Here is an 18,888-nt window from a genome sequence, read left to right on the forward strand (position 1 = left end):
TTAAAAAAATACAGAAGCCCTGAGATAAATAGGAATCGTTTCGCTTGGCATATTCGAAGATTTATGCAGGGCTTTAGAAGCTGTTAAATTTAAAGAAAGATGATTTAAGTTGTATCTAAAACCAAAGGTGACACCGGCTAAAAAATCTTTATTGGGTAAAAGATAATCCCTACCATAACCCATATCCAATCCAACAAAAGGCTCTAATGCTCTTAAATATTTAGGCGCATTTAGAAATTGCAAATAAATCGTATTGTTACTATATGCTCCATAATCAAGAGCAGCAGAGCTTTCTTTAAATCCTCTAACTGTGTATTCATCGCCGATTAAAAATTTATCAGCATACAATAAGGGTTCATTAGAATAACTCGCACCCAAGCTGTTTTGATATAAAAATGCTAGGCCATCATTTGCATAAAAACTTTTTTGATAGCTTAAATTAAAATTGACTTTGTTAAATTCGATTTTATATAAAGAATCTTTAGAATCTTTTTTAGAACCCAAAAATGGAATTCCTTTTTCGTATTCTAAATTTAAAAACAAAAATCCACCAAATGCCAGCGTTGAATACTCAACCCCGCTAGCAATACTTGAATACCTACCACTTGAACTCTCTAAACGAAAATTATCAATCTCATTAACATCATCTTTAATGCCTAAATTAGCATAAATTGAAAATTTATCCTTGCTTGTGCAATGTAAAATCTTTTTTAACATGATTTTATGTCTTAAGCTTGTATCTGTATTTTTTATAAAAGAATTATCATATCCCTCAATCATATTTATATTATCACTATATTGCATAGAATAAGACAATTGATAACTCTGTATGGGCAAGGTATAATTTGCCACATAAACATTTTCTCGCTCTTGACTCATATCTTTTAACAATCCTTTGATAAAACCAAAGCGTATGGAGTCGTTAAGATTTAAAATATTACTTAAAGAAAGATAGGCACTAGCTTTATATTCTCCTTTAGCTTTATAGCCACTATTATCAAAGTCCAATATCAAATCAGGTGGCTTTGATTTAAGATTGATAAATATATCAGAATAACCATAATTTTCACTCGCTTTAACAGCGATTTTAACATCTCTTGCGCCATTGTTTAAATTTTCTATACCTGTATCTAAATCATAAATATTGAATTTATCACCCTTTTTCAAAGGCATACCAAAATCTAATCTTGTTGTATTATTATCCCCATTAAGATACACCTCTCCTACAAAACCATATTTTAAATCAAGAAAAAGTATATCGCGTTCTTGATCAAGCTCATCAATGGTTACACTAGAAGTTGAATAGCCCTTCGCAACGATAAAATTTGTAAGCTCTTTAATCATATTATAAATATCATTAACACTTAAAGGCTGATTAATGTATTTTTTAAATATTATTTGCTTGCATGGTAAGCGTATCGTTTTTCTTAAATTGAATTTGTTTGAAAATATAAATTTTATCTTCAGAATCTTGATTTTCTAAATACACATCCTTTTCTTGCTGTTGCTTTTTTTCTAATTCATCAAATTTTTTTGTATATGTAATTGTTGTTGTCTTTTATCTAGTAAATTCAGCGTTTTTGCAGAGTCATCTGCTTGCAATAAGCAGATAAAACTCATAAGCAAAAAAATAATTTTTAAAAATTTCACCTATAACCTTGTAGTTTGTGTGCTTTCATTGATATAAGGTCCATCTGATTTAGAAGGTTGGTTTGATGGTTGATTAGAAGTAGAATCAGATCCAGTAACCTTGCTTATCCCATTTTTTATTTTAGAGATTGAAGAATTAAGATTTATAGTACCTCCTGCCCAAGAATGATCTTGTGTATCTGTGGTATTTTGAGTATCTGTACTTATACCATGATTTTTGTTATTGTTTATATTGATATTGGCTGCAGAATTTACACTGCCTGTCTTGTCAATATGATCATCTATATGAACCACTCCTCCAAAGCTTTGATTTGTCCCGCCACTTAATCTTATCGTAGCCACATCGCTTTTTTCATAGACACTTACTTCAGAATTTGTAACTTTTCCATCAACAAGTAAATTTCCTTTTTGATTATCAGAATTTAAAATTCCCCCTTGCAAATTTAAATTTCCATTAACATGGCCATTGATTTCATTTCCTGCACTGATACCACTTTGAGTTGTAACAGTTGTTTTATCTGTTTTAGCATATCCTATACCTAAAGTGCCTGAAACACTTCCTGTAACAAGATGATTGCTTGATAAGCCTCCAGTTCCTGATGCATTCAATAAAGCGCTATATTTTTGAGAATTAAGACTATCAGCTAAAGAATTTACTTCCAAATTTCCGACATTTAAAATAGCATCATTAGAAGCTTTAACATTGGCTCCATTGAGTGTAAAATCTTTACCTGTGTTGATATTGATATTATTAGCATTTAAATTCGCATTGGTAAATTGCGTTTCGTTTGATTTAGAATACGACGCACTTGCAAAACCTTCAATGCCTTCACCCACAGTTCCACCATCAACTGCATGATATCCTGCGGTTTGCTTGTTAGTTGCTGCAATTTCCAAAGAAGAGCTAGAAGAAGAATTTTTAGATTTTGCAGCATTTAAAATAACATTATCTTTTGCCTCGATATTAATGCTACTAGCCTTAGCTTCCACTCCATTTAAAACAATACTTCCTTTTGTGCTTTCTAAATTTAAATTATCGCCTGCATTGATTTTAGAAATATTCTCGCTAGAACTTTGGCTTTTATCTTGATTGAATTTAAAACCTAGAGTTTGATTAGAAGTGGTATTTATGAGATTGTTGCTAAATATATTAGCAGTATTGGCTAAAGCTTGAGAAGCTACTATTCCATAATTTACGCCTAAATTTTCATTCTTAGCAGCTGCATTTTGAGCCGATTGATTGATAGCAGAAGCGATAGGACTAGTAGCTTCAATTCTTTCTTTAATATACAAACCAAAGCCTGTACTGCTTTGTGTTTTAATATCTTCATATTTAGTACTAACAATCTCTCCTGCTCTTAAATTAATATCCTTATTAGCCTCAAAATTAGCTCCACCTATATCTAAAGCATTATTTGCATTGATATTAATATTTGAACCTTTGATAGTATTTGAAACATGGGAAAGCTCATCACTTATTTTTTCCGTTTTAGAAAATTCCAAACCAGCCTCTGCAGTTCCTAAAAGATCAGATCTTACCCCACCTTGTGTGATACTATTAGAACTATTTGTGGTATTAGCATTTGCTTTATCTTGCACAAAACTATAATTTACAGCAACCCCATTTCCGGTTAATTCCAAATTAGCATTAGCAAAAACCCCAATAGCAATCGAATCGCTTTCTGTATGGGTTTTATTTTACGCAGCTATAAAATCAACCTTATCAGCCTTAATATCAATCTCGCCTCCATTAAGCTCACTTCCTTTAATGCTTACATTTTTTTGAGCATTTAAATTTAAAATATCGGATTGAATTTGTGATGAAGACACCAAAGAAGCATCAGTATTTACAGAACTTTGCTTATATTCAGCAATAGAACTTGTTGAAGAATGAGAAGAACTTGAAATTTTATTTTCTCCATTTTCTATTGTAATATTTTCTCCATTTAAATTAGCAGATTTATCCGCTTGTAAAGTTGAGCCTGTGATTGCTATATTGCCGTTGGTATTAATATTAATATCATCTTTTGAATTTAAAGTACTGCTTATTGATTTTGAAGTTTCTAAATTAGCACTTTCATAACTGATCTCTACGGGTTTTAATACACACCATCGGTTTTAGTCTTGCTAAGTTCGTGTGCATCTTTAATATTAACATTGTTAGCATTGATATCTATTTTAGAATCAGCATTGATATTGCTAGCTATAATATTTACATCTTGATTGGAAACAATTCCTACATTTGCTCCTTTGATATTGGTGCTTAAAACCCCATCTATACTCGTTGTAGTATTGGATTTTTGACTATCTGTATTAATTTGCTCAAATGAAGATGATTTAGAATAATCGTTTTTGATATTTACATCACCCTTTTGAGATATAAGAACAATTTTAGAATCATTCGCACTAGTAGAAATATCACTATTTTTGATATTTAAATCATTTACCGAATCAATATTAACAACATTATTTGCTTTAATCTCTCCTTTTTTAATTGAATTATAAGAGCCTTTTTCATCTATACCTAAAACAGTGTCTATATTGACATTATTGGCACTTAAATTTATATTTTGCGCATTTAAATTAGAACTTTGCAAATTAATCTCGTTGCCAGCATTGATATTAATCTGACCCTCTGAAGCTATGTCGCCTAACAAAGAATTAAATGATTGCGTATTAATATCTACGCCTGTTTTTCCTGTAAGATTTGATTTTATTTCATTATTTCCAATTGTCTCTTTAGAAAGATACAACATAGGAGCCATGATATTTTTACCGTTTTGTTTGATTGTTACATATAAAATCATATCTTGATCAACAGCTTGATTTTTAGCCAAACCTTGACCCAAATTTAAGCCATTTTCATTGGCATATTTTGCTCCATTTTCAAGTAATTTTTTGATTTCTTCTTCGCTCAATTTAGTATTGGATTGTAGTGCGTTTGCATACATTGCGTTAATAAGCTGATTTTCAAAAAAGGATCTCCTATAACTATAAATTCGTTGAAGTTTTTATTTTTAAATTGATTTAAAATACTTAAAAATCCAAAATACTTGCTTTCATCTATGATAGAAGTATTTGTAGTGTATTCATAAGTAATATTATCATTTGTTTTATTTTCAAGAGTAAATAAGCCTGAATTGATAAGATCAGGTATAGAATTTAAAATTAAATCTTGACTATTTGTCGCTTTTTTTAAATCCGAATCAAGTAAGGCAAAATTTTTATCCAAAGAACTGACTAAATCTTGATTGTATTCCTTAGCATTAAGATCTAATTTACCCTTTGAAGCAATAACAGCCTCGGATTTTGCTTTAAAAACAATCTTTGCATCAAGATTCCACTCTTTTTGAAGCATAATCACTACCAAATAATAAAGAAAAATATTGGTTTAAAGCTGAATTTTTAGCTGCTGCATCTTTAAGCGCATTCCACGCTGATTCTCTTTGATGATTTTTTGCTTGGGTGGTAGAAAAATATTTCAAAGCATCAAGCAAGCTTTCATGATCTACAAAATAATAAGTTGAATTTGTATTCCAAGAACCAAGATATTCTTTAGCAAAAAATCCATTAACTCTAATTTGCTCTAAAATTTCACCTACAGAAATTTCTTTACTTAAAGACTTATTGTCTATATTTCCAAAAGATACGATATTGCCTTGAGCAAGAATTTTTCCGCTGTTGTTGATTTGTCTAGCATTATCTTGTGATTGGGTATTGATATTTATATCTTTACCTGCTTGGATAGAAGCTTGCTTGCTGTCTAATAAATTATTATATTTTACAATACCCGTAACACCTACTTCCATATTCCATCGTTTAAAAGCAGTATCACCGTACCCTACTTGACCAAAACCTTGAGAATACTCGGTCGAAGTCTCAAGCATGCCTGTTAAATTTGCATTATTATTTAAAATATTTGCCTCGATATTGATACTTTATCTGCAAAAATTAAAGCATTATTATGAATCGTATGGGCGTTTAAATACAAATTATTTAAGCTATTAAAAGTGGAATTATTTGTAAGGGTTGTAGCTTGGGCTCTAAGATCACCATTTGAAAATAAATAAGCATCATTTACAAGATTTTCATCTGCATGAAGATTTAATTCTTTTCCACTAGCAACAAGGTTTTTAACATAAATATTTTTCGCATCAAGCTCTATTGAAGAAGTATTTTCGAGTTTTGAATTGATATTTAAATCATTCAAGCTTTTTATATGAAGCAAATTTTGTGCGTATAAATTTCCATGATTTAAAGTTAAATCTTTATTAGCTTGTATTTGAATATCATTTTGGCTTAAAATTTTGCCATTATTAATAAAAGCATCATCATTAAGCATTAAGCTTATATCTTTATTTGCTGAAATTTCTCCTTGATTGTCAAAAGAATTTGTACCCACTTTAATATCATTTAAAGCATTGATAAATCCAAAATTGCTAGTTTTATCTAGGGTATTTAAAGTTAAACTGTCTGCAAAAATACTTGAATTTTCTTGATTTATCTTAAAAATATCTTTTGTTTCTTGGCTCAAATTTGTTTGCTTTGCATTTTCAAAATTATTGGCATTGATTTGAATTTGCTTGCCTTTATAAAGTCCTTCATTTGTAACTTTTCCACTTGCTTTTAAATCAATTGTATCTGCATTGATTAAAGAGGTTTTAATATCTTTAGCGTCTATCTTAACACTTCCATTTGTATTTACACCTATAGCTTGAAATTCAGCCTTATCTTTTACTTTTACTATAACATCTTCAATTCCGCGTATTACTCCACTATGTCTTACACCAACACCCTCTTCTGTGCTAATAAGAGTAACTGTATTTGCATACATAGATCCTAAATATTTCCCATCAATACCATAATCAATTTTTTCATCTTTTTGTTTTGAAGCAATAATTTTTGGAGCATTTGGAGTACTTAAATCGACCTTATTAAGCCCAGCTATAAAATTAATATCGGATAAATTTTTACCACTTTGATAGTGGGCAATACTACCTGCAAGGTCAATCCCACGGCTGATTACATTAAAATAATCCCCATCAACCATTACCCCTTTTCTCCAATGGCTACCCTACCATTGCTTGTTACTTCTGTAAAATCTCCATTAAATTTGCCTGTGCTAAGTGTAACTCCTTTAGTATTTAAAAAAGCCGCTCCATTTACACTAAAACCATTTTCATTAGCAAAAATTAAATTAGCACTTTTTCCAAATACCTCAACAGCGCCATTGATATTAGAAGCTTGCTTACTTGAAATTTCATTTATAATAGTATTGGCATTTTGTTTTGAATTTGGATTTTTCCCTACCCATCCTCCAATTTGAGAATTTCCATCTTTTAAACTATTATTAAAAATTACTCCATCTTGGACACTGAATTCATCAAATTGATTGTGTGATACTCCATTTTGATTTGGGTTTTTGATATTAATTACATCAGTTTTATTGCTTGATTGCGTAAGATCTGTTGTTCTTGAAACAATAACATTACCATTTCTTTGACGCAAGTCTGCTGAGAACAATACGCAAGGAAATAAAGCACCAAGGAGTGTTAAATTCAACGATAAACGAACAATTTTCTTTTTACTAAATTCCATCAATCCCTCCTTGTAATATCTTTAACCATTTTAATATTAAAATAGTAATTTTTATCAATATTTTTAATTAATACTAAAAAAATCCTAAATAAAAATTCCTTTTTTATACACTTAAAATAAAAATAATATTAATTTATTTTTTTAAACTTATCAAAATGTATAAAAAATATAAAGATTAAGTGTTAAAAAATTTATAAAAGAGACGATATGAAGTTAAATCTTTTCAAAATATTGCAAATTAAAGCCCAAAAATGGGCTTTATCATTTTTTTATCCCATAAGCATTTTTTAAATTGTTTAAATTAGCACTTGCATGAAGCAATAAACAATCAGCCAAAACCAAACGCACCATAGCACTCACTACTACACTACCTCTAACACCTACACAAGGATCATGTCTGCCTTTGAGTTCAAATTCTAAATCATTTCCAAATTTATCCATACTGCTTTGCTTTAAAAAAATAGAAGGAGTAGGTTTAAAATAAGTCTTTAAAATAAGATCTTGTCCATTTGAAATACCTCCTAAAATCCCTCCGCTGTGATTACTTAAAAACTCACCCCCTTTTAAAGCATCATTATTTTGCGAGCCTCGCATTTTACTCGCATTAATCCCCTCGCCTATCTCAACAGCTTTTACAGCATTAATCCCCATTAAGGCATGAGCTAATTTAGAATCTAATTTATCATAAAGCACTTCTCCAAGTCCTACAAGCATTCCCTTAGCTCTAGTATAAACAGAAGCACCCACACTATCTTTTGAGTTTCTAGCGCTTAAAATTTCTTTTTTAAATTCATCTTCTAAATTAGGATCTAAGCAAAAAATCTCACTTTGTTTTGCAAATTCAAAATCCAATTCTTCCTCTTTTAAATTTGAAATAAAATTTCCTACTCCAAAAACCCCACTTCGAACACAAATACCAAATTCACGCAAAAGCATAGCTGCAACAGCACCCGCAGCCACTCTAGCAACACTTTCTCTAGCACTAGCTCTTCCGCCTCCTCTATGATCTCTTATGCCGTATTTATGAAAATAAGTAAAATCAGCATGGGCAGGACGAAATAAATCTTTTAAATTATCATAATCCTTAGAATGTGTGTTTTCGTTAAACACAACCATAGCAATAGGATGACCCGTGGTATAACCTTCAAATACCCCGCTTAAAACCTGCGCCCTATCGCTTTCTTTTCTTGGAGTTGCAAATTTGCTCCCACCCTTGCGTTTATCAAGTTCGCTTTGTAAAAACTCTTCATCAAATTTAACCCCTGCAGGCATTCCATCAATCACGCAACCCACTGCCACTCCGTGGGATTCTCCAAAACTTGTAAATTTTAATCTTGTACCAAAAGTATTCACTATAAAGCTCCTAATTTTTCAAGTGTAATTTTTGCTGCCATTTGCTGTGCTTCTTTTTTATTTCCCGCAATGGCTCTTGCAAGCTCTTGTCCATTAAGGAATAAAGCGATTTCAAATTGTTTTAAATGATCAGGTCCAAAAGCACGCACGGTTTCGTATTGTGGGGTTTGTCCTAATTTTGCTTGTGTAATTTCTTGCAGTTTTGTTTTATAATCTTTAATGAGATTTTTTGCATCAATTTGTGGGAAGTTTTTTTCTATAAGCTTTAAAGCGATATTTCTTGCAAAATCAAATCCCGCTTCTAAATGTATAGCCCCCATAATCGCTTCTAAGGCATCAGAAAGTATAGAAGGCTTTTCTTTACCTCCATTGTTTTCTTCAGCCGCGCTCATAAAAATAAAATCGCCCAAATTTAAACTATTTGCGATCTTTGCAAAAGATTTTTCATTGACCAAAGCCGCTCTTAATTTTGACAAATCCCCCTCAGCGTCTTTAGCAAATTTATGAAAAAGATATTCACCCACAACTAAATCAAGCACCGCATCGCCTAAGAATTCCAAACGCTCATTATTGTAAGGTTTTTTAAAACTTTTATGAGTTAGAGCATGGATTAAAAGATCTTTATCTTTGAACTTATAGGCTAATTTTTGTTCTAATAATTCAATATTTTTCATCATTTTCCCTTGCAATTTTTAAAGCAGCTTCGCGTGCTAAAGTATCACACCTTTCATTTTCTAAATGCCCATTATGTGCTTTTATCCAATAAGCTTTTATCTTATGGGGTTTTGCCACATCGATATATTCTTTCCATAAATCTACATTTTTTTTACCCTTGAAATCTTTTTTTATCCAAGCTTCTAGCCATTCATTAATACTTTGAACCATCAAATTAGAGTCTGTAAAAAGTGAAATTTCACAAGGTTCTTTTAAGGCTTTTAAAGCTTCGATAATCGCTTTTAATTCCATTCTATTGTTTGTAGTATTAGCTTCTGCTCCAAAACCTTCTTTTTGATGTTGATTATAGCGTAAGATATAAGCCCATCCTCCAAAACCTGGATTTTTAAGGCAAGAACCATCAGTATAAATTTCAATATGTCTCATTATTTTTCACTTCATAAATAATTTGACAAGTATTAAATTCATAACAAACAGGGCAATGATAAAAAAACAAAGGCATTACGCTTTTGCATTCTGTGCAACGATATGAAAATTCAAGCCTTGCTTTAAAGGAATTTTCTTTTAAAATTTTTAGCATTTTAAAATTAGAATTTTTAAAATTTACATCTTTAGACTCTTCATCCTCTATCAAACCCAAGGCATAAAAAAATTCAAAATATTCTTTATTTTGTAGATTAAAAGCTTTATTTTCTTTATAAAGCAAATCACAAATACTTGAAAAATCTTGATTTAAAAAAATATGATATTTTTCAAAAACAAAGCGTCCTAGCATAGGATTATTGTCTATTTGTAGTTTTAAAATATGCTCTTTTTTTTCTTCATCACTTAAACTAGAAGCAAGAAAATCCAAAGCTTTTAAAAATTCTTTTTCTTCTTTTACATTTTCTCCAAGCTCAAACAAACAACCCAAAAGCTCTAAATTTTCCTTATATTTTCTTAATTTAAGATAAACAATTTTTAAAAGCTTTAGGGTTTGTATATTTCTGGGTCGAATTTTTAAAGCTTGCAATAAAACTTCCTTTGCGCGCTCTAAAAACCCTGCTTTAAAATATACTTTTGCCAATGCAAAAAAGATAAATTCACGCTCTTGCTTATCCTTACTTTTTTCAAGGGCGATAAGATAAATTTGCGTGGCTTTTTCAAATTCACCACTTTTGGTAAAAATTTCGGCCAAAAAACTCAAATTTCCAAAACTCAAACCCTCATTTCTTAACAAATCTTTGTGGATATTATCCATCTCAAATTTCTTAATAAATTTTTCAAGCTTTTGTTCTTCATCTTTGCTCGCAAATACTTTCCAAATATAATTTGCCACAGCTACAACGAAGATTAAAACAGTTAAAATTATAAGTCCCACTAAGGGATCTCTGTATTCTACGAAGAAAAAATCCATCATCCTGCTCTAAAAATTTTATGCCAAATTATAGCTAAATCTTTGTATAATTTTATTTAAGGTTTTAAAATGATAACTAAAGAAAGTATAGAAAATTTATCCCAAAGACTTAATATTGTTGATATTATTGAAAATTATATAGAAGTAAAAAAACAAGGTTCAAGCTTTGTTTGCGTGTGTCCTTTTCACGCGGATAAAAATCCTTCTATGCATATAAATCCCGCAAAAGGATTTTATCATTGTTTTGCGTGTAAAGCAGGCGGAGATGCTTTTAAATTTGTAATGGATTACGAAAAATTAAGCTTTACTGATGCGGTTGAAAAAATTGCAAATCTTTGTAATTTTACTCTAAGTTACACCAAAGAAAAAAATGAAAATAAAAAAGAATTAAGAACTATACTGCCTAGCTTAAATGCTTATTTTAAATCCAATCTCAAACACCATAAAGAAGCTTTGGATTATCTGTATAAAAGAACGCTAAATGATCAAGATATAGCCAAATTTGAATTAGGTTTTGCAGGCTCAAGCGAAGACAGCATAAGATTGTTTCATAACGAAAAAATCCTTTTAGAAGATGCTATGAGTGTGGGTGCTTTAAAAAAGGATAAAAATAATGAATTTTATGCAAGTTTTATATGGCGTATCACTTTTCCAATTTATGATCATAAAGACTTATTGGTAGGTTTTGGGGGACGCACTTTAAATCCTAATGTTGCAGCAAAATATGTGAATTCTCCTCAAAATATATTATTTGATAAAAGTAGAATTTTTTATGCTTTTAATATAGCTAAAGAAAATATAGCCAAAAAAAAAGAAATGATAGTATGTGAAGGCTATATGGATGCTATAGCTTTTCATAAAGCAGGTTTTAACAATGCTGTAGCAGTGCTTGGAACAGCATTAACTGAAAATCATCTGCCTTTAATCCGCCGTTATGAAGCTAAAGTGATTTTATGTTTTGATAATGATGAAGCGGGATTAAATGCGGCCACTCGTTCAGCCTTTTTACTTAGTACTCATAAAATAGATGGTAAAGTAGCCCTTTTAGAAGGCGGAAAAGATCCTGCCGAACTTGTTGCTAATAATCAAAGTGCGAAACTTCACACCCTACTTGAAAAAGGGATGGATTTAGGGGAGTTTTACATTAGACGCATACTTTCAAGCTTTTCTTTAAATTCCGCCCTAGATAAACAAAAAGCTCTTGAAAATATACAAAAATACACCTTTAGCCTTGAACCCTTAGTAGCTAGTTCTTATGTAGGTTTGGTTTCAAAACTTTTAGGAGTAGATGAAAAACTCATCGTTCTTACTTCAAATCGAAAACCAAGTAAAACTATCAATTTTAACACCTCTTTCCAACAAACGCAAAATCATAATCCTAAATCCCACATCACCGAGCTTGAACTCTTAAATTATTTAAAAAACAATCCTAACATGCACGAGCTTTTTATAAAAATTAGCGATATTAGATGTTTTAAACATAAAGTATTATTAGAAAAAATTTTAGAACACAAAAGCTATGAAGATAGTGATATAAGAGAATTTGAGAGTAAAAATTTTAGTAAAGATTTAAGTCAAATTGAGTTTTTATGGGGAATTTGTAAGGTTAATTTAGCCTTTTTAAATCATATTAATATCACAAATTCTTATCTTGCTTTAAAAAAACAAATTTTTACCCTTATAGAAAAAAATTTTGTCCTTCTTAGTAAAAATTTAAACGATCATGAACTTGTAGAATTTTTAAAAGAGAATTTGTTTTTACTGAAAAATGAAAAAGATGAAGAGAAACTAGAAGCTTTATTTAAAAATTTGCATAGATTTTTTTCTGCTAAAAATTTGGATATTAAAATTTTAAAAAATAATTCTGAAAATGATTACAATGAAGAACCCTTTTAAGCTTCATTTAGAAAAATAACGAAAAAACTATCCGATTTACCTTTTTTTAAACACAATCACGCTAAAGTATAGAAAAATTTATTAAGGATATATTATGATGCCTTTTAGCGATGAAGAGCTTATAAATCCTGTAAAAGCAAGTTTAGATAAAAGTATGCCTATGTTAGAACGCGATGGAGGCGGTCTTGAATTTTTAGGGATTAAAAATGGTGTGGTTTATGTTCATTTAATTGGGGCTTGCAAAGGATGCGCTTCAAGTGGAACGACATTAAAATACGGACTTGAAAGACAACTTAAAATCGATATACATCCAGAAATTACTATAGTTAATCTAAACGGTGGAGCTGAAGATTTTGCAAAACTATAAAAAACTTGGAATCGAGCATTTTTTACGCAAAGACTTTAAAACAGCAAAAATATATTTTTCTTTAGCTTATGAAAAACGCAAAAACAAACGCTTGTTTCATTTTATCACTCTTTGTGATCTAGCTTTAAAATCTCCAAAAGAAGCGTTATTACTTTTTGAATTTTATTTAGAACATTATCAAATTAAAAATATCGATAAAGATTTAGAAGAAATTTTAAGCACTATAGAGCTTAAAAATGAAAAAAATACCGATGAAACAGAAAATGAAATTCAAGAAGCTCATACTTTAAACTACAAAGATTTTCTAAAAAGTGAAGAGCAAATCGGCTTTAAAAAGAGTTTTGAAAATATTATACATAGCACAAAATTAGTCATTGATAACCGTGATGATTTTTTAGATTTTTTAGAAAAATTACTTGATAATGGCTATAAAGATATGACTTTAAACTATATAGAAAGCGTTATGCCGCACTTTTGGGCAAACGAACGCTTTATAAAACTCCAAGAAAAACTTATAGGATTTAAAAGTGAAATTAAAGCTTGATCAGTCTTTTATTACCGACAATACCTTAGAATGCGAAAAAGATTGCTATTTTTTAAAAACTGCACAAAATATGAATTTTGCTAGTGATGCCTTAGAAAAAGGTGTAAAAATCATTGATGTAGAAGAATGCAAAAAACTTTTAAAAATCGATGAAAATATCAAAATCATAGGAATTACAGGAACCAATGGCAAAACCACCACCGCAGCGGCTATTTATTCGATTTTACTTGACTTAGGTTTTAAATGTGGACTTTGTGGCACTCGTGGAGCTTTTATCAACGATGAGCAAATTGATGAAAAGTCTTTAACCACTTCGCCTATTTTAAAAACTTTAGAATACTTACAACTTGCCACACAAAAAAAATGTGATTTTTTTATTATGGAAGTTAGCTCGCATGCTTTGGTGCAAAATCGCATCGAAGGCTTGAAATTTGCAGCCAAAATTTTTACTAACATTACTCAAGATCATTTGGATTTTCATGGCAATTTTGAAAACTATAAAGCAGCAAAAGAGCTCTTTTTTACCGATGAGAGTTTAAAATTTATCAACAAAGATACTTTAATGATTAAATTTAATGTGCGCAATGCTTTTACTTATGGCATAGAAAATCCTTCTTTGTATCAAGTTAAAGCTTATTCTTTAGAAGATGGTATCAGTGCTATTGTAGCATTAAAAGATCAAAGTTTTCATATTGACTCGCCCCTACTAGGACTTTTCAATCTTTATAATCTTCTAGCCGCTAGTGCTTGTGTTAATGAACTTGTAAAGCCGAATTTAAAAGACTTAGAAAAAGCTATCAGTGGCTTTGGCGGGGTTTGTGGTAGGGTTGAGCAAGTAGCTAATGGCGTAATCGTGGATTTTGCTCACACTCCTGATGGCATTGAAAAAGTACTTGATACACTCAAAAATAAAAAACTCATAGTAGTTTTTGGAGCAGGTGGAGATAGAGATAAAACCAAACGACCTTTAATGGGAAAAATCGTTGAGCATTTTGCAAAAATAGCCATTATCACAAGTGATAACCCGCGTAGCGAAGAACCTAAAGATATCATGAATGAAATTCTATCAGGCTTTCAAAACCCTGATAAAGCTTTGATGATAGAAGATAGAAAAGAAGCTATAAATAAAGCTTTAAAACTTAAAGAAAAAGACGATTTAGTAGTTATTTTAGGCAAGGGTGATGAAAATACCCAAGAAATCAAAGGGATAAAACACCCCTTTAGCGACAAAGCGGTTGTGAATGAAATTTTAAAAAATCAAGGATAATAAATGTTTGAAAATATGGATTTTTCTAAGATGGGAGAACTTTTAAATCAAGTTCAAGAAAAAGCAAAAAATATAGAATTAGAGTTAGCCAATCGAGAATTTAGTGCTAAAAGTGGGGCAGGACTTGTGAAAGTCAGTGCTAATGGCAAGGGTGAGATTATCGATGTTAGCATTGATGGTTCTTTACTTGAAGATAAAGAATCTTTACAAATTTTACTCATTTCTGCTATAAATGATGTTTTAGCTATGGTAGCACAAAATCGATCAAGCTTAGCCAGTGATGTTTTAGGAGGATTTGGGAAATTATGAAATTTTTGTTTTTTTTAGTAACCTTTTTAATATCCCTAAGTGCAATCGAGCGTCCTAAATTTGAAGATTTTGCTGCAGGCTACGAAAGAAATAAAGCCAGTATGCTTAATTATGAAGGAATGCCTGCTTTTGCCTTGAGTGAAAATTTACTTGCGGTTTTAAAACAACCTAATGTCAAACTCAATAAATATGTAAAATATGATCCATTTTTAAATCTTTATCTTGTAAGAACTGATTTTAGCTTAATCCCTACACCTATGGGAGATGAAGAAAAACTTACACGCAATGATTGGATAGGAATTTGGGATCCTAATAGAGCTTATATAGGTCACATTAAATATCTTGCGCAAAATATTGATGAAAAAGATCAGCTTGATTTTTCTACCAAAGTGGGGCTTTTAGGCACTCCTTGCTGCGAAATGATGGGAATTGCTCTTAATAATAGCTCCTTTATAGGAAATCGTTACTTAAAGCATTTTATGAAATATAACGATGTATATTGGGGCGATATAGGGGTTGATTTTGCGGTGCGTGAAAATAAAATTTATGTGAATAATGTTCGAAAAAGTGGGCAATTTCTAATCAACGATGAAATCATAAGCGTAGATGGAACACTAGTTAAAGATATAAGAAAGCTAAATGAAAAAATTCTCTTTGCAGATCGTGGAAGCACACTTTATTTTCAAGTATTGCGAGATAATGTGGATTTAAATATTTCTACTGAAGTTTTTGCCAAAGATTTAAGCAAATTTAATCTCCCAAGCAATAAACCAAAACCAAAACCAACCAATTTTAGAAGCAATATAGGTCTAAGTGTAAATTCAAGTCTTATAGTTACAAAAGTAGACGCAGGCTCTAAAGCTGCTTTAGCAGGATTTATGGTAGGGGATAAAATTTTGCGCGCAAACAATGTGACACTAAAAGATTTTAAAGAACTTCAAACCCTACTTGGTACAGGAAATGATTTTAATATTTTAATCGAACGCAAAAGTGATAAACTTCCTTTATTGGGATTAAACAATGATTTAGGAGGAGTTCATTCAGGTGGAGATGGAAAATTTCAATTTTTCATAAGGCTTGTAAAGTGAAAGAACTCTTTATCAAACATTTAGAAAATCATCTACCAAAAGTTCAAAGCTTCCATCCTTTTTTTAATGAAGCTTTGGCAAAGATGCTAAAAGCAGGTGGAAAACACTTTCGTGCTCAATTACTCTTAGGAGTTGTTCAAAATAAAGCACCTCATCTTATCCCCAATGCCCTAAACGCGGCTTTGGCCTTAGAATTTATCCATACTTACTCGCTCATACACGATGATTTACCTGCTATGGATAATGCAGATTTAAGACGCGGAACGCCTACTTTGCATAAAAGCTATGATGAAACTACAGCTATTTTAGTAGGCGATGCTTTAAATACCGAAGCTTTTTTACTTCTATCTAATTTAAATTTAAAAGAAAGCATTAAAATTAATCTGATTAGAACTCTAGCTTTTAATGCAGGAATCAATGGTATGATTTTGGGTCAGGCTATTGATTGTTATTTTGAAGATAAAAAATTAAATTTAGAAGAACTTGAGTTTTTACACACACATAAAACCGCAAAACTTATAGCAGCGGCTTTAAAAATGGGCTGCGAAATTTCCGAACTCGATGAAAAAGAAAGCGAAAAAATTTATCAAATAGGTCTAAAACTTGGACTTATTTTTCAAATCAATGATGATATCATCGATGAAACAATGAGCGAAGAAGAAAGTGGAAAGCCAAGCAAACATGATGAGCATAAAAATTCTTTTGTGAATTTATTAGGACTTGAAAAGGCTATTCAAAGTAAGGAAAATTTGATTAATGAGTGTAAAAATGATCTTGGTGATCTTGATGCTAATTTAGCACACATGATTAAAAGTTTAATGATTAAATATTTATAAAGGTTACAAATGGATCTATCGATATTACAAGAACAAGCAAATACTTTAAGATTTTTAAGTGCCGATATGGTGCAAAAGGCTAATTCAGGCCACCCAGGTGCACCCTTGGGAATGGCTGATATTTTAACGGTTTTAAGTTATCATCTTTCTCATAATCCTAAAAACCCAACTTGGCTAAACCGCGATAGGCTTGTGTTTTCAGGCGGACATGCCAGTGCTTTGCTTTATAGCTTTTTGCATTTAAGTGGTTATGATTTAAGTTTAGATGATATTAAAAATTTCCGCCAACTTCATTCAAAAACTCCAGGCCATCCTGAAATTTCAACTCAAGGAGTAGAGATTGCTACAGGCCCATTAGGACAAGGTATAGCTAATGCTGTAGGCTTTGCTATGGCAGCTAAAAAAGCTCAAAACTTACTAGGAAAAGAATTAATCAATCACAAGGTTTATTGTCTTTGTGGAGATGGGGATTTACAAGAGGGAATTTCTTATGAAGCGTGTTCTTTAGCAGGACTTCATAAACTTGATAATTTAATCATCATCTATGATAGCAATGAAATTTCTATCGAAGGAGATGTAAGCTTAGCCTTTAATGAAGATGTAAAAATGCGTTTTGAGTCACAAGGCTTTGAAGTTTTAAGTATCGATGGACACGATTATGAAGCAATTGATAAGGCTCTAAAACAAGCTAAAGAAGCCAACAAACCTTGCCTTATCATCGCAAAAACAACCATAGCAAAAGGCGCAGGAGAGCTTGAAGGAAGTCACAAAAGCCACGGCGCACCTTTGGGTGAAGAGGTTATTAAAAAAGCCAAAGAAAAAGCAGGATTTGATCCAAATTTAAATTTTTATATACCTAAAGCAGCAAAAATTCGCTTCGAAAGTGCTGTAGAACTTGGAGATTTAGAAGAAGCTAAATGGAAAGATAAGCTCGAAAAATCAGAAAAAAAAGAACTCTTAGAAAAACTTTTAAATCCTGATTTTAGCAAGATAAATTATCCTGATTTTAAAGGCAAGGATTTAGCTACAAGAGATAGTAATGGAGAAATTTTAAATGCTCTAGCTAAAGATTTGGAAGGATTTTTAGGCGGAAGTGCGGACTTAGCTCCATCTAATAAAACCGAACTTTATGGAATGGGTGATTTTGCGGAAGGAAAAAATATTCATTTTGGTATCAGAGAACACGCTATGGCTGCGATCAATAATGCCTTTGCAAGATATGGAATTTTCTTACCTTTTTCAGCAACATTTTTTATCTTTAGCGAATATTTAAAACCCGCAGCTAGGATAGCAGCTTTAATGAAAGTCAAACATTTTTTCATTTTCACACATGATAGCATAGGCGTTGGCGAAGATGGACCAACTCATCAACCTATCGAACAACTCAGCACTTTTAGAGCTATGCCAAATTTCTTAACCTTTAGACCAGCTGATGGAGTGGAAAATGTTAAAGCTTGGCAAATAGCTTTAAATGCAGATATTCCAAGTGCTTTTGTACTTTCACGCCAAAAGCTTAAGGCTTTAAATGAACCTGTTTTTGGTGATGTAAAAAACGGGGCGTATTTACTTAAAGAAAGTAAAGATGCTAAATTTACGCTTTTAGCAAGCGGAAGTGAGGTTTCTCTTTGCTTAGAAAGTGCAAATGAATTAGAAAAACAAGGCTTTGCTTGTAATGTAATCTCCATGCCTTGTTTTGAACTCTTTGAAAAGCAAGATAAAGCTTATAAAGATAGGCTTTTACAGGGTGAAGTTATAGGGGTTGAAGCAGCACATTCTAATGAGCTTTATAAATTCTGCGATAGGGTTTATGGCATAGAAAGTTTTGGAGAAAGTGGTAAAGATAAAGATGTATTTGAGCATTTTGGTTTTAGCGTTCCACAAATTTTAAATTTCATTCTCGATAAGTAAA

17 protein-coding genes and 2 pseudogenes are annotated in these 18,888 nt (G+C 31.2%); 8 read left to right on the top strand and 11 right to left on the bottom strand.

Translation table 11 applies throughout. From position 1 onward, the window contains the following. The 11 genes and pseudogenes from KAR88_RS02520 to KAR88_RS02570 form a co-directional block, all read right to left on the bottom strand. Complete coding sequence (locus tag KAR88_RS02520; RefSeq protein WP_060794096.1) at positions 1-1,344, bottom strand: ShlB/FhaC/HecB family hemolysin secretion/activation protein; 1,344 nt, start codon at positions 1,342-1,344, stop codon at positions 1-3. A gap of 20 nt (positions 1,345-1,364) precedes the next feature. Then, positions 1,365-1,650 (bottom strand): annotated as a pseudogene (locus KAR88_RS02525) (hypothetical protein). After that, a pseudogene (locus KAR88_RS08995) lies at positions 1,651-4,601 on the bottom strand (hemagglutinin repeat-containing protein). After that, entirely contained in the window at positions 4,565-5,008 is a 444-nt protein-coding gene (locus tag KAR88_RS02535; RefSeq protein ID WP_180344462.1) for a hypothetical protein, read from the bottom strand. Before KAR88_RS02535 ends, KAR88_RS08995 begins: the two are co-directional and overlap by 37 nt. Next, on the bottom strand, positions 4,983-5,537 hold the full coding sequence (locus KAR88_RS02540; RefSeq protein ID WP_180344463.1) for a hemolysin activation protein: 555 nt from the start codon (positions 5,535-5,537) through the stop codon (positions 4,983-4,985). Before KAR88_RS02540 ends, KAR88_RS02535 begins: the two co-directional genes overlap by 26 nt. A gap of 23 nt (positions 5,538-5,560) precedes the next feature. Then, entirely contained in the window at positions 5,561-6,700 is a 1,140-nt protein-coding gene (locus KAR88_RS02545) for a hemagglutinin (RefSeq protein ID WP_002778877.1), read from the bottom strand. After that, positions 6,700-7,248: a filamentous hemagglutinin N-terminal domain-containing protein gene (locus KAR88_RS02550; RefSeq protein WP_057037093.1), complete on the bottom strand. Its 549-nt coding sequence runs from the start codon at positions 7,246-7,248 to the stop codon at positions 6,700-6,702. The genes KAR88_RS02545 and KAR88_RS02550 overlap by 1 nt, the downstream gene beginning before the upstream one ends. Positions 7,249-7,509: 261 nt before the next feature. Then, positions 7,510-8,601: a chorismate synthase gene (gene aroC / locus KAR88_RS02555; protein WP_057037092.1), complete on the bottom strand. Its 1,092-nt coding sequence runs from the start codon at positions 8,599-8,601 to the stop codon at positions 7,510-7,512. Next, the gene (gene rnc / locus KAR88_RS02560; protein ID WP_002778874.1) at positions 8,601-9,275 is read right to left on the bottom strand and encodes a ribonuclease III; all 675 of its coding nucleotides are present in this window, start codon (positions 9,273-9,275) and stop codon (positions 8,601-8,603) included. The genes aroC and rnc overlap by 1 nt, the downstream gene beginning before the upstream one ends. Next, positions 9,262-9,702, bottom strand: coding sequence for a ribonuclease HI (gene rnhA / locus KAR88_RS02565; protein ID WP_002778873.1), 441 nt, complete (start codon positions 9,700-9,702; stop codon positions 9,262-9,264). The genes rnc and rnhA overlap by 14 nt, the downstream gene beginning before the upstream one ends. After that, positions 9,689-10,672, bottom strand: a complete 984-nt coding sequence (locus KAR88_RS02570; protein ID WP_002781957.1) for a CDC27 family protein — start codon at positions 10,670-10,672, stop codon at positions 9,689-9,691. The genes rnhA and KAR88_RS02570 overlap by 14 nt, the downstream gene beginning before the upstream one ends. A gap of 69 nt (positions 10,673-10,741) precedes the next feature. Between KAR88_RS02570 and dnaG the strand changes: the two genes are divergently transcribed. The 8 genes from dnaG (at position 10,742) to tkt (ending at position 18,887) form a co-directional block, all read left to right on the top strand. Further along, positions 10,742-12,568, top strand: a complete 1,827-nt coding sequence (dnaG, locus tag KAR88_RS02575) for a DNA primase (protein ID WP_052788605.1) — start codon at positions 10,742-10,744, stop codon at positions 12,566-12,568. 94 nt (positions 12,569-12,662) lie between these two features. Continuing rightward, positions 12,663-12,935 carry a NifU family protein gene (locus KAR88_RS02580; RefSeq protein ID WP_002778869.1) on the top strand — a complete coding sequence of 91 codons (273 nt, stop codon included), beginning with the start codon at positions 12,663-12,665 and terminating at the stop codon, positions 12,933-12,935. Then, a complete protein-coding gene (locus KAR88_RS02585; protein WP_002781959.1) occupies positions 12,922-13,479 on the top strand; it encodes a hypothetical protein in 558 nt (185 codons plus the stop codon). Before KAR88_RS02580 ends, KAR88_RS02585 begins: the two co-directional genes overlap by 14 nt. Further along, on the top strand, positions 13,463-14,746 hold the full coding sequence (locus KAR88_RS02590; protein WP_002834607.1) for a UDP-N-acetylmuramoyl-L-alanyl-D-glutamate--2,6-diaminopimelate ligase: 1,284 nt from the start codon (positions 13,463-13,465) through the stop codon (positions 14,744-14,746). Before KAR88_RS02585 ends, KAR88_RS02590 begins: the two co-directional genes overlap by 17 nt. Positions 14,747-14,749: 3 nt before the next feature. Next, a complete protein-coding gene (locus KAR88_RS02595) occupies positions 14,750-15,055 on the top strand; it encodes a YbaB/EbfC family nucleoid-associated protein (RefSeq protein ID WP_002778864.1) in 306 nt (101 codons plus the stop codon). Continuing rightward, positions 15,052-16,143: a PDZ domain-containing protein gene (locus tag KAR88_RS02600; RefSeq protein ID WP_002778863.1), complete on the top strand. Its 1,092-nt coding sequence runs from the start codon at positions 15,052-15,054 to the stop codon at positions 16,141-16,143. Before KAR88_RS02595 ends, KAR88_RS02600 begins: the two co-directional genes overlap by 4 nt. Then, positions 16,140-16,979: a polyprenyl synthetase family protein gene (locus KAR88_RS02605; protein WP_002822761.1), complete on the top strand. Its 840-nt coding sequence runs from the start codon at positions 16,140-16,142 to the stop codon at positions 16,977-16,979. Before KAR88_RS02600 ends, KAR88_RS02605 begins: the two co-directional genes overlap by 4 nt. Before the next feature lie 9 nt (positions 16,980-16,988). Beyond that, a complete protein-coding gene (gene tkt, locus KAR88_RS02610) occupies positions 16,989-18,887 on the top strand; it encodes a transketolase (protein WP_002781963.1) in 1,899 nt (632 codons plus the stop codon). Position 18,888: the final 1 nt, after the last annotated feature.

It is taken from the genome of Campylobacter sp. JH23 (assembly GCF_017846595.1).
Lineage (GTDB): Bacteria > Campylobacterota > Campylobacteria > Campylobacterales > Campylobacteraceae > Campylobacter_D > Campylobacter_D coli.

Excerpts from the sequence above, each read along its gene's own strand:
- KAR88_RS02595 (WP_002778864.1), top strand. The coding sequence starts at position 14,750 with ATGTTTGAAAATATGGATTTTTCTAAGATGGGAGAACTTTTAAATCAA.
- dnaG (WP_052788605.1), top strand. The coding sequence starts at position 10,742 with ATGATAACTAAAGAAAGTATAGAAAATTTATCCCAAAGACTTAATATT.
- KAR88_RS02600 (WP_002778863.1), top strand. The coding sequence starts at position 15,052 with ATGAAATTTTTGTTTTTTTTAGTAACCTTTTTAATATCCCTAAGTGCA.
- KAR88_RS02535 (WP_180344462.1), bottom strand. The coding sequence starts at position 5,008 with ATGCTTCAAAAAGAGTGGAATCTTGATGCAAAGATTGTTTTTAAAGCA.
- KAR88_RS02540 (WP_180344463.1), bottom strand. The coding sequence starts at position 5,537 with ATGCTTGAGACTTCGACCGAGTATTCTCAAGGTTTTGGTCAAGTAGGG.
- KAR88_RS02550 (WP_057037093.1), bottom strand. The coding sequence starts at position 7,248 with ATGGAATTTAGTAAAAAGAAAATTGTTCGTTTATCGTTGAATTTAACA.
- KAR88_RS02520 (WP_060794096.1), bottom strand. The coding sequence starts at position 1,344 with ATGATTAAAGAGCTTACAAATTTTATCGTTGCGAAGGGCTATTCAACT.
- rnhA (WP_002778873.1), bottom strand. The coding sequence starts at position 9,702 with ATGAGACATATTGAAATTTATACTGATGGTTCTTGCCTTAAAAATCCA.
- tkt (WP_002781963.1), top strand. The coding sequence starts at position 16,989 with ATGGATCTATCGATATTACAAGAACAAGCAAATACTTTAAGATTTTTA.
- KAR88_RS02580 (WP_002778869.1), top strand. The coding sequence starts at position 12,663 with ATGATGCCTTTTAGCGATGAAGAGCTTATAAATCCTGTAAAAGCAAGT.
- rnc (WP_002778874.1), bottom strand. The coding sequence starts at position 9,275 with ATGAAAAATATTGAATTATTAGAACAAAAATTAGCCTATAAGTTCAAA.
- KAR88_RS02570 (WP_002781957.1), bottom strand. The coding sequence starts at position 10,672 with ATGGATTTTTTCTTCGTAGAATACAGAGATCCCTTAGTGGGACTTATA.
- KAR88_RS02545 (WP_002778877.1), bottom strand. The coding sequence starts at position 6,700 with ATGGTTGATGGGGATTATTTTAATGTAATCAGCCGTGGGATTGACCTT.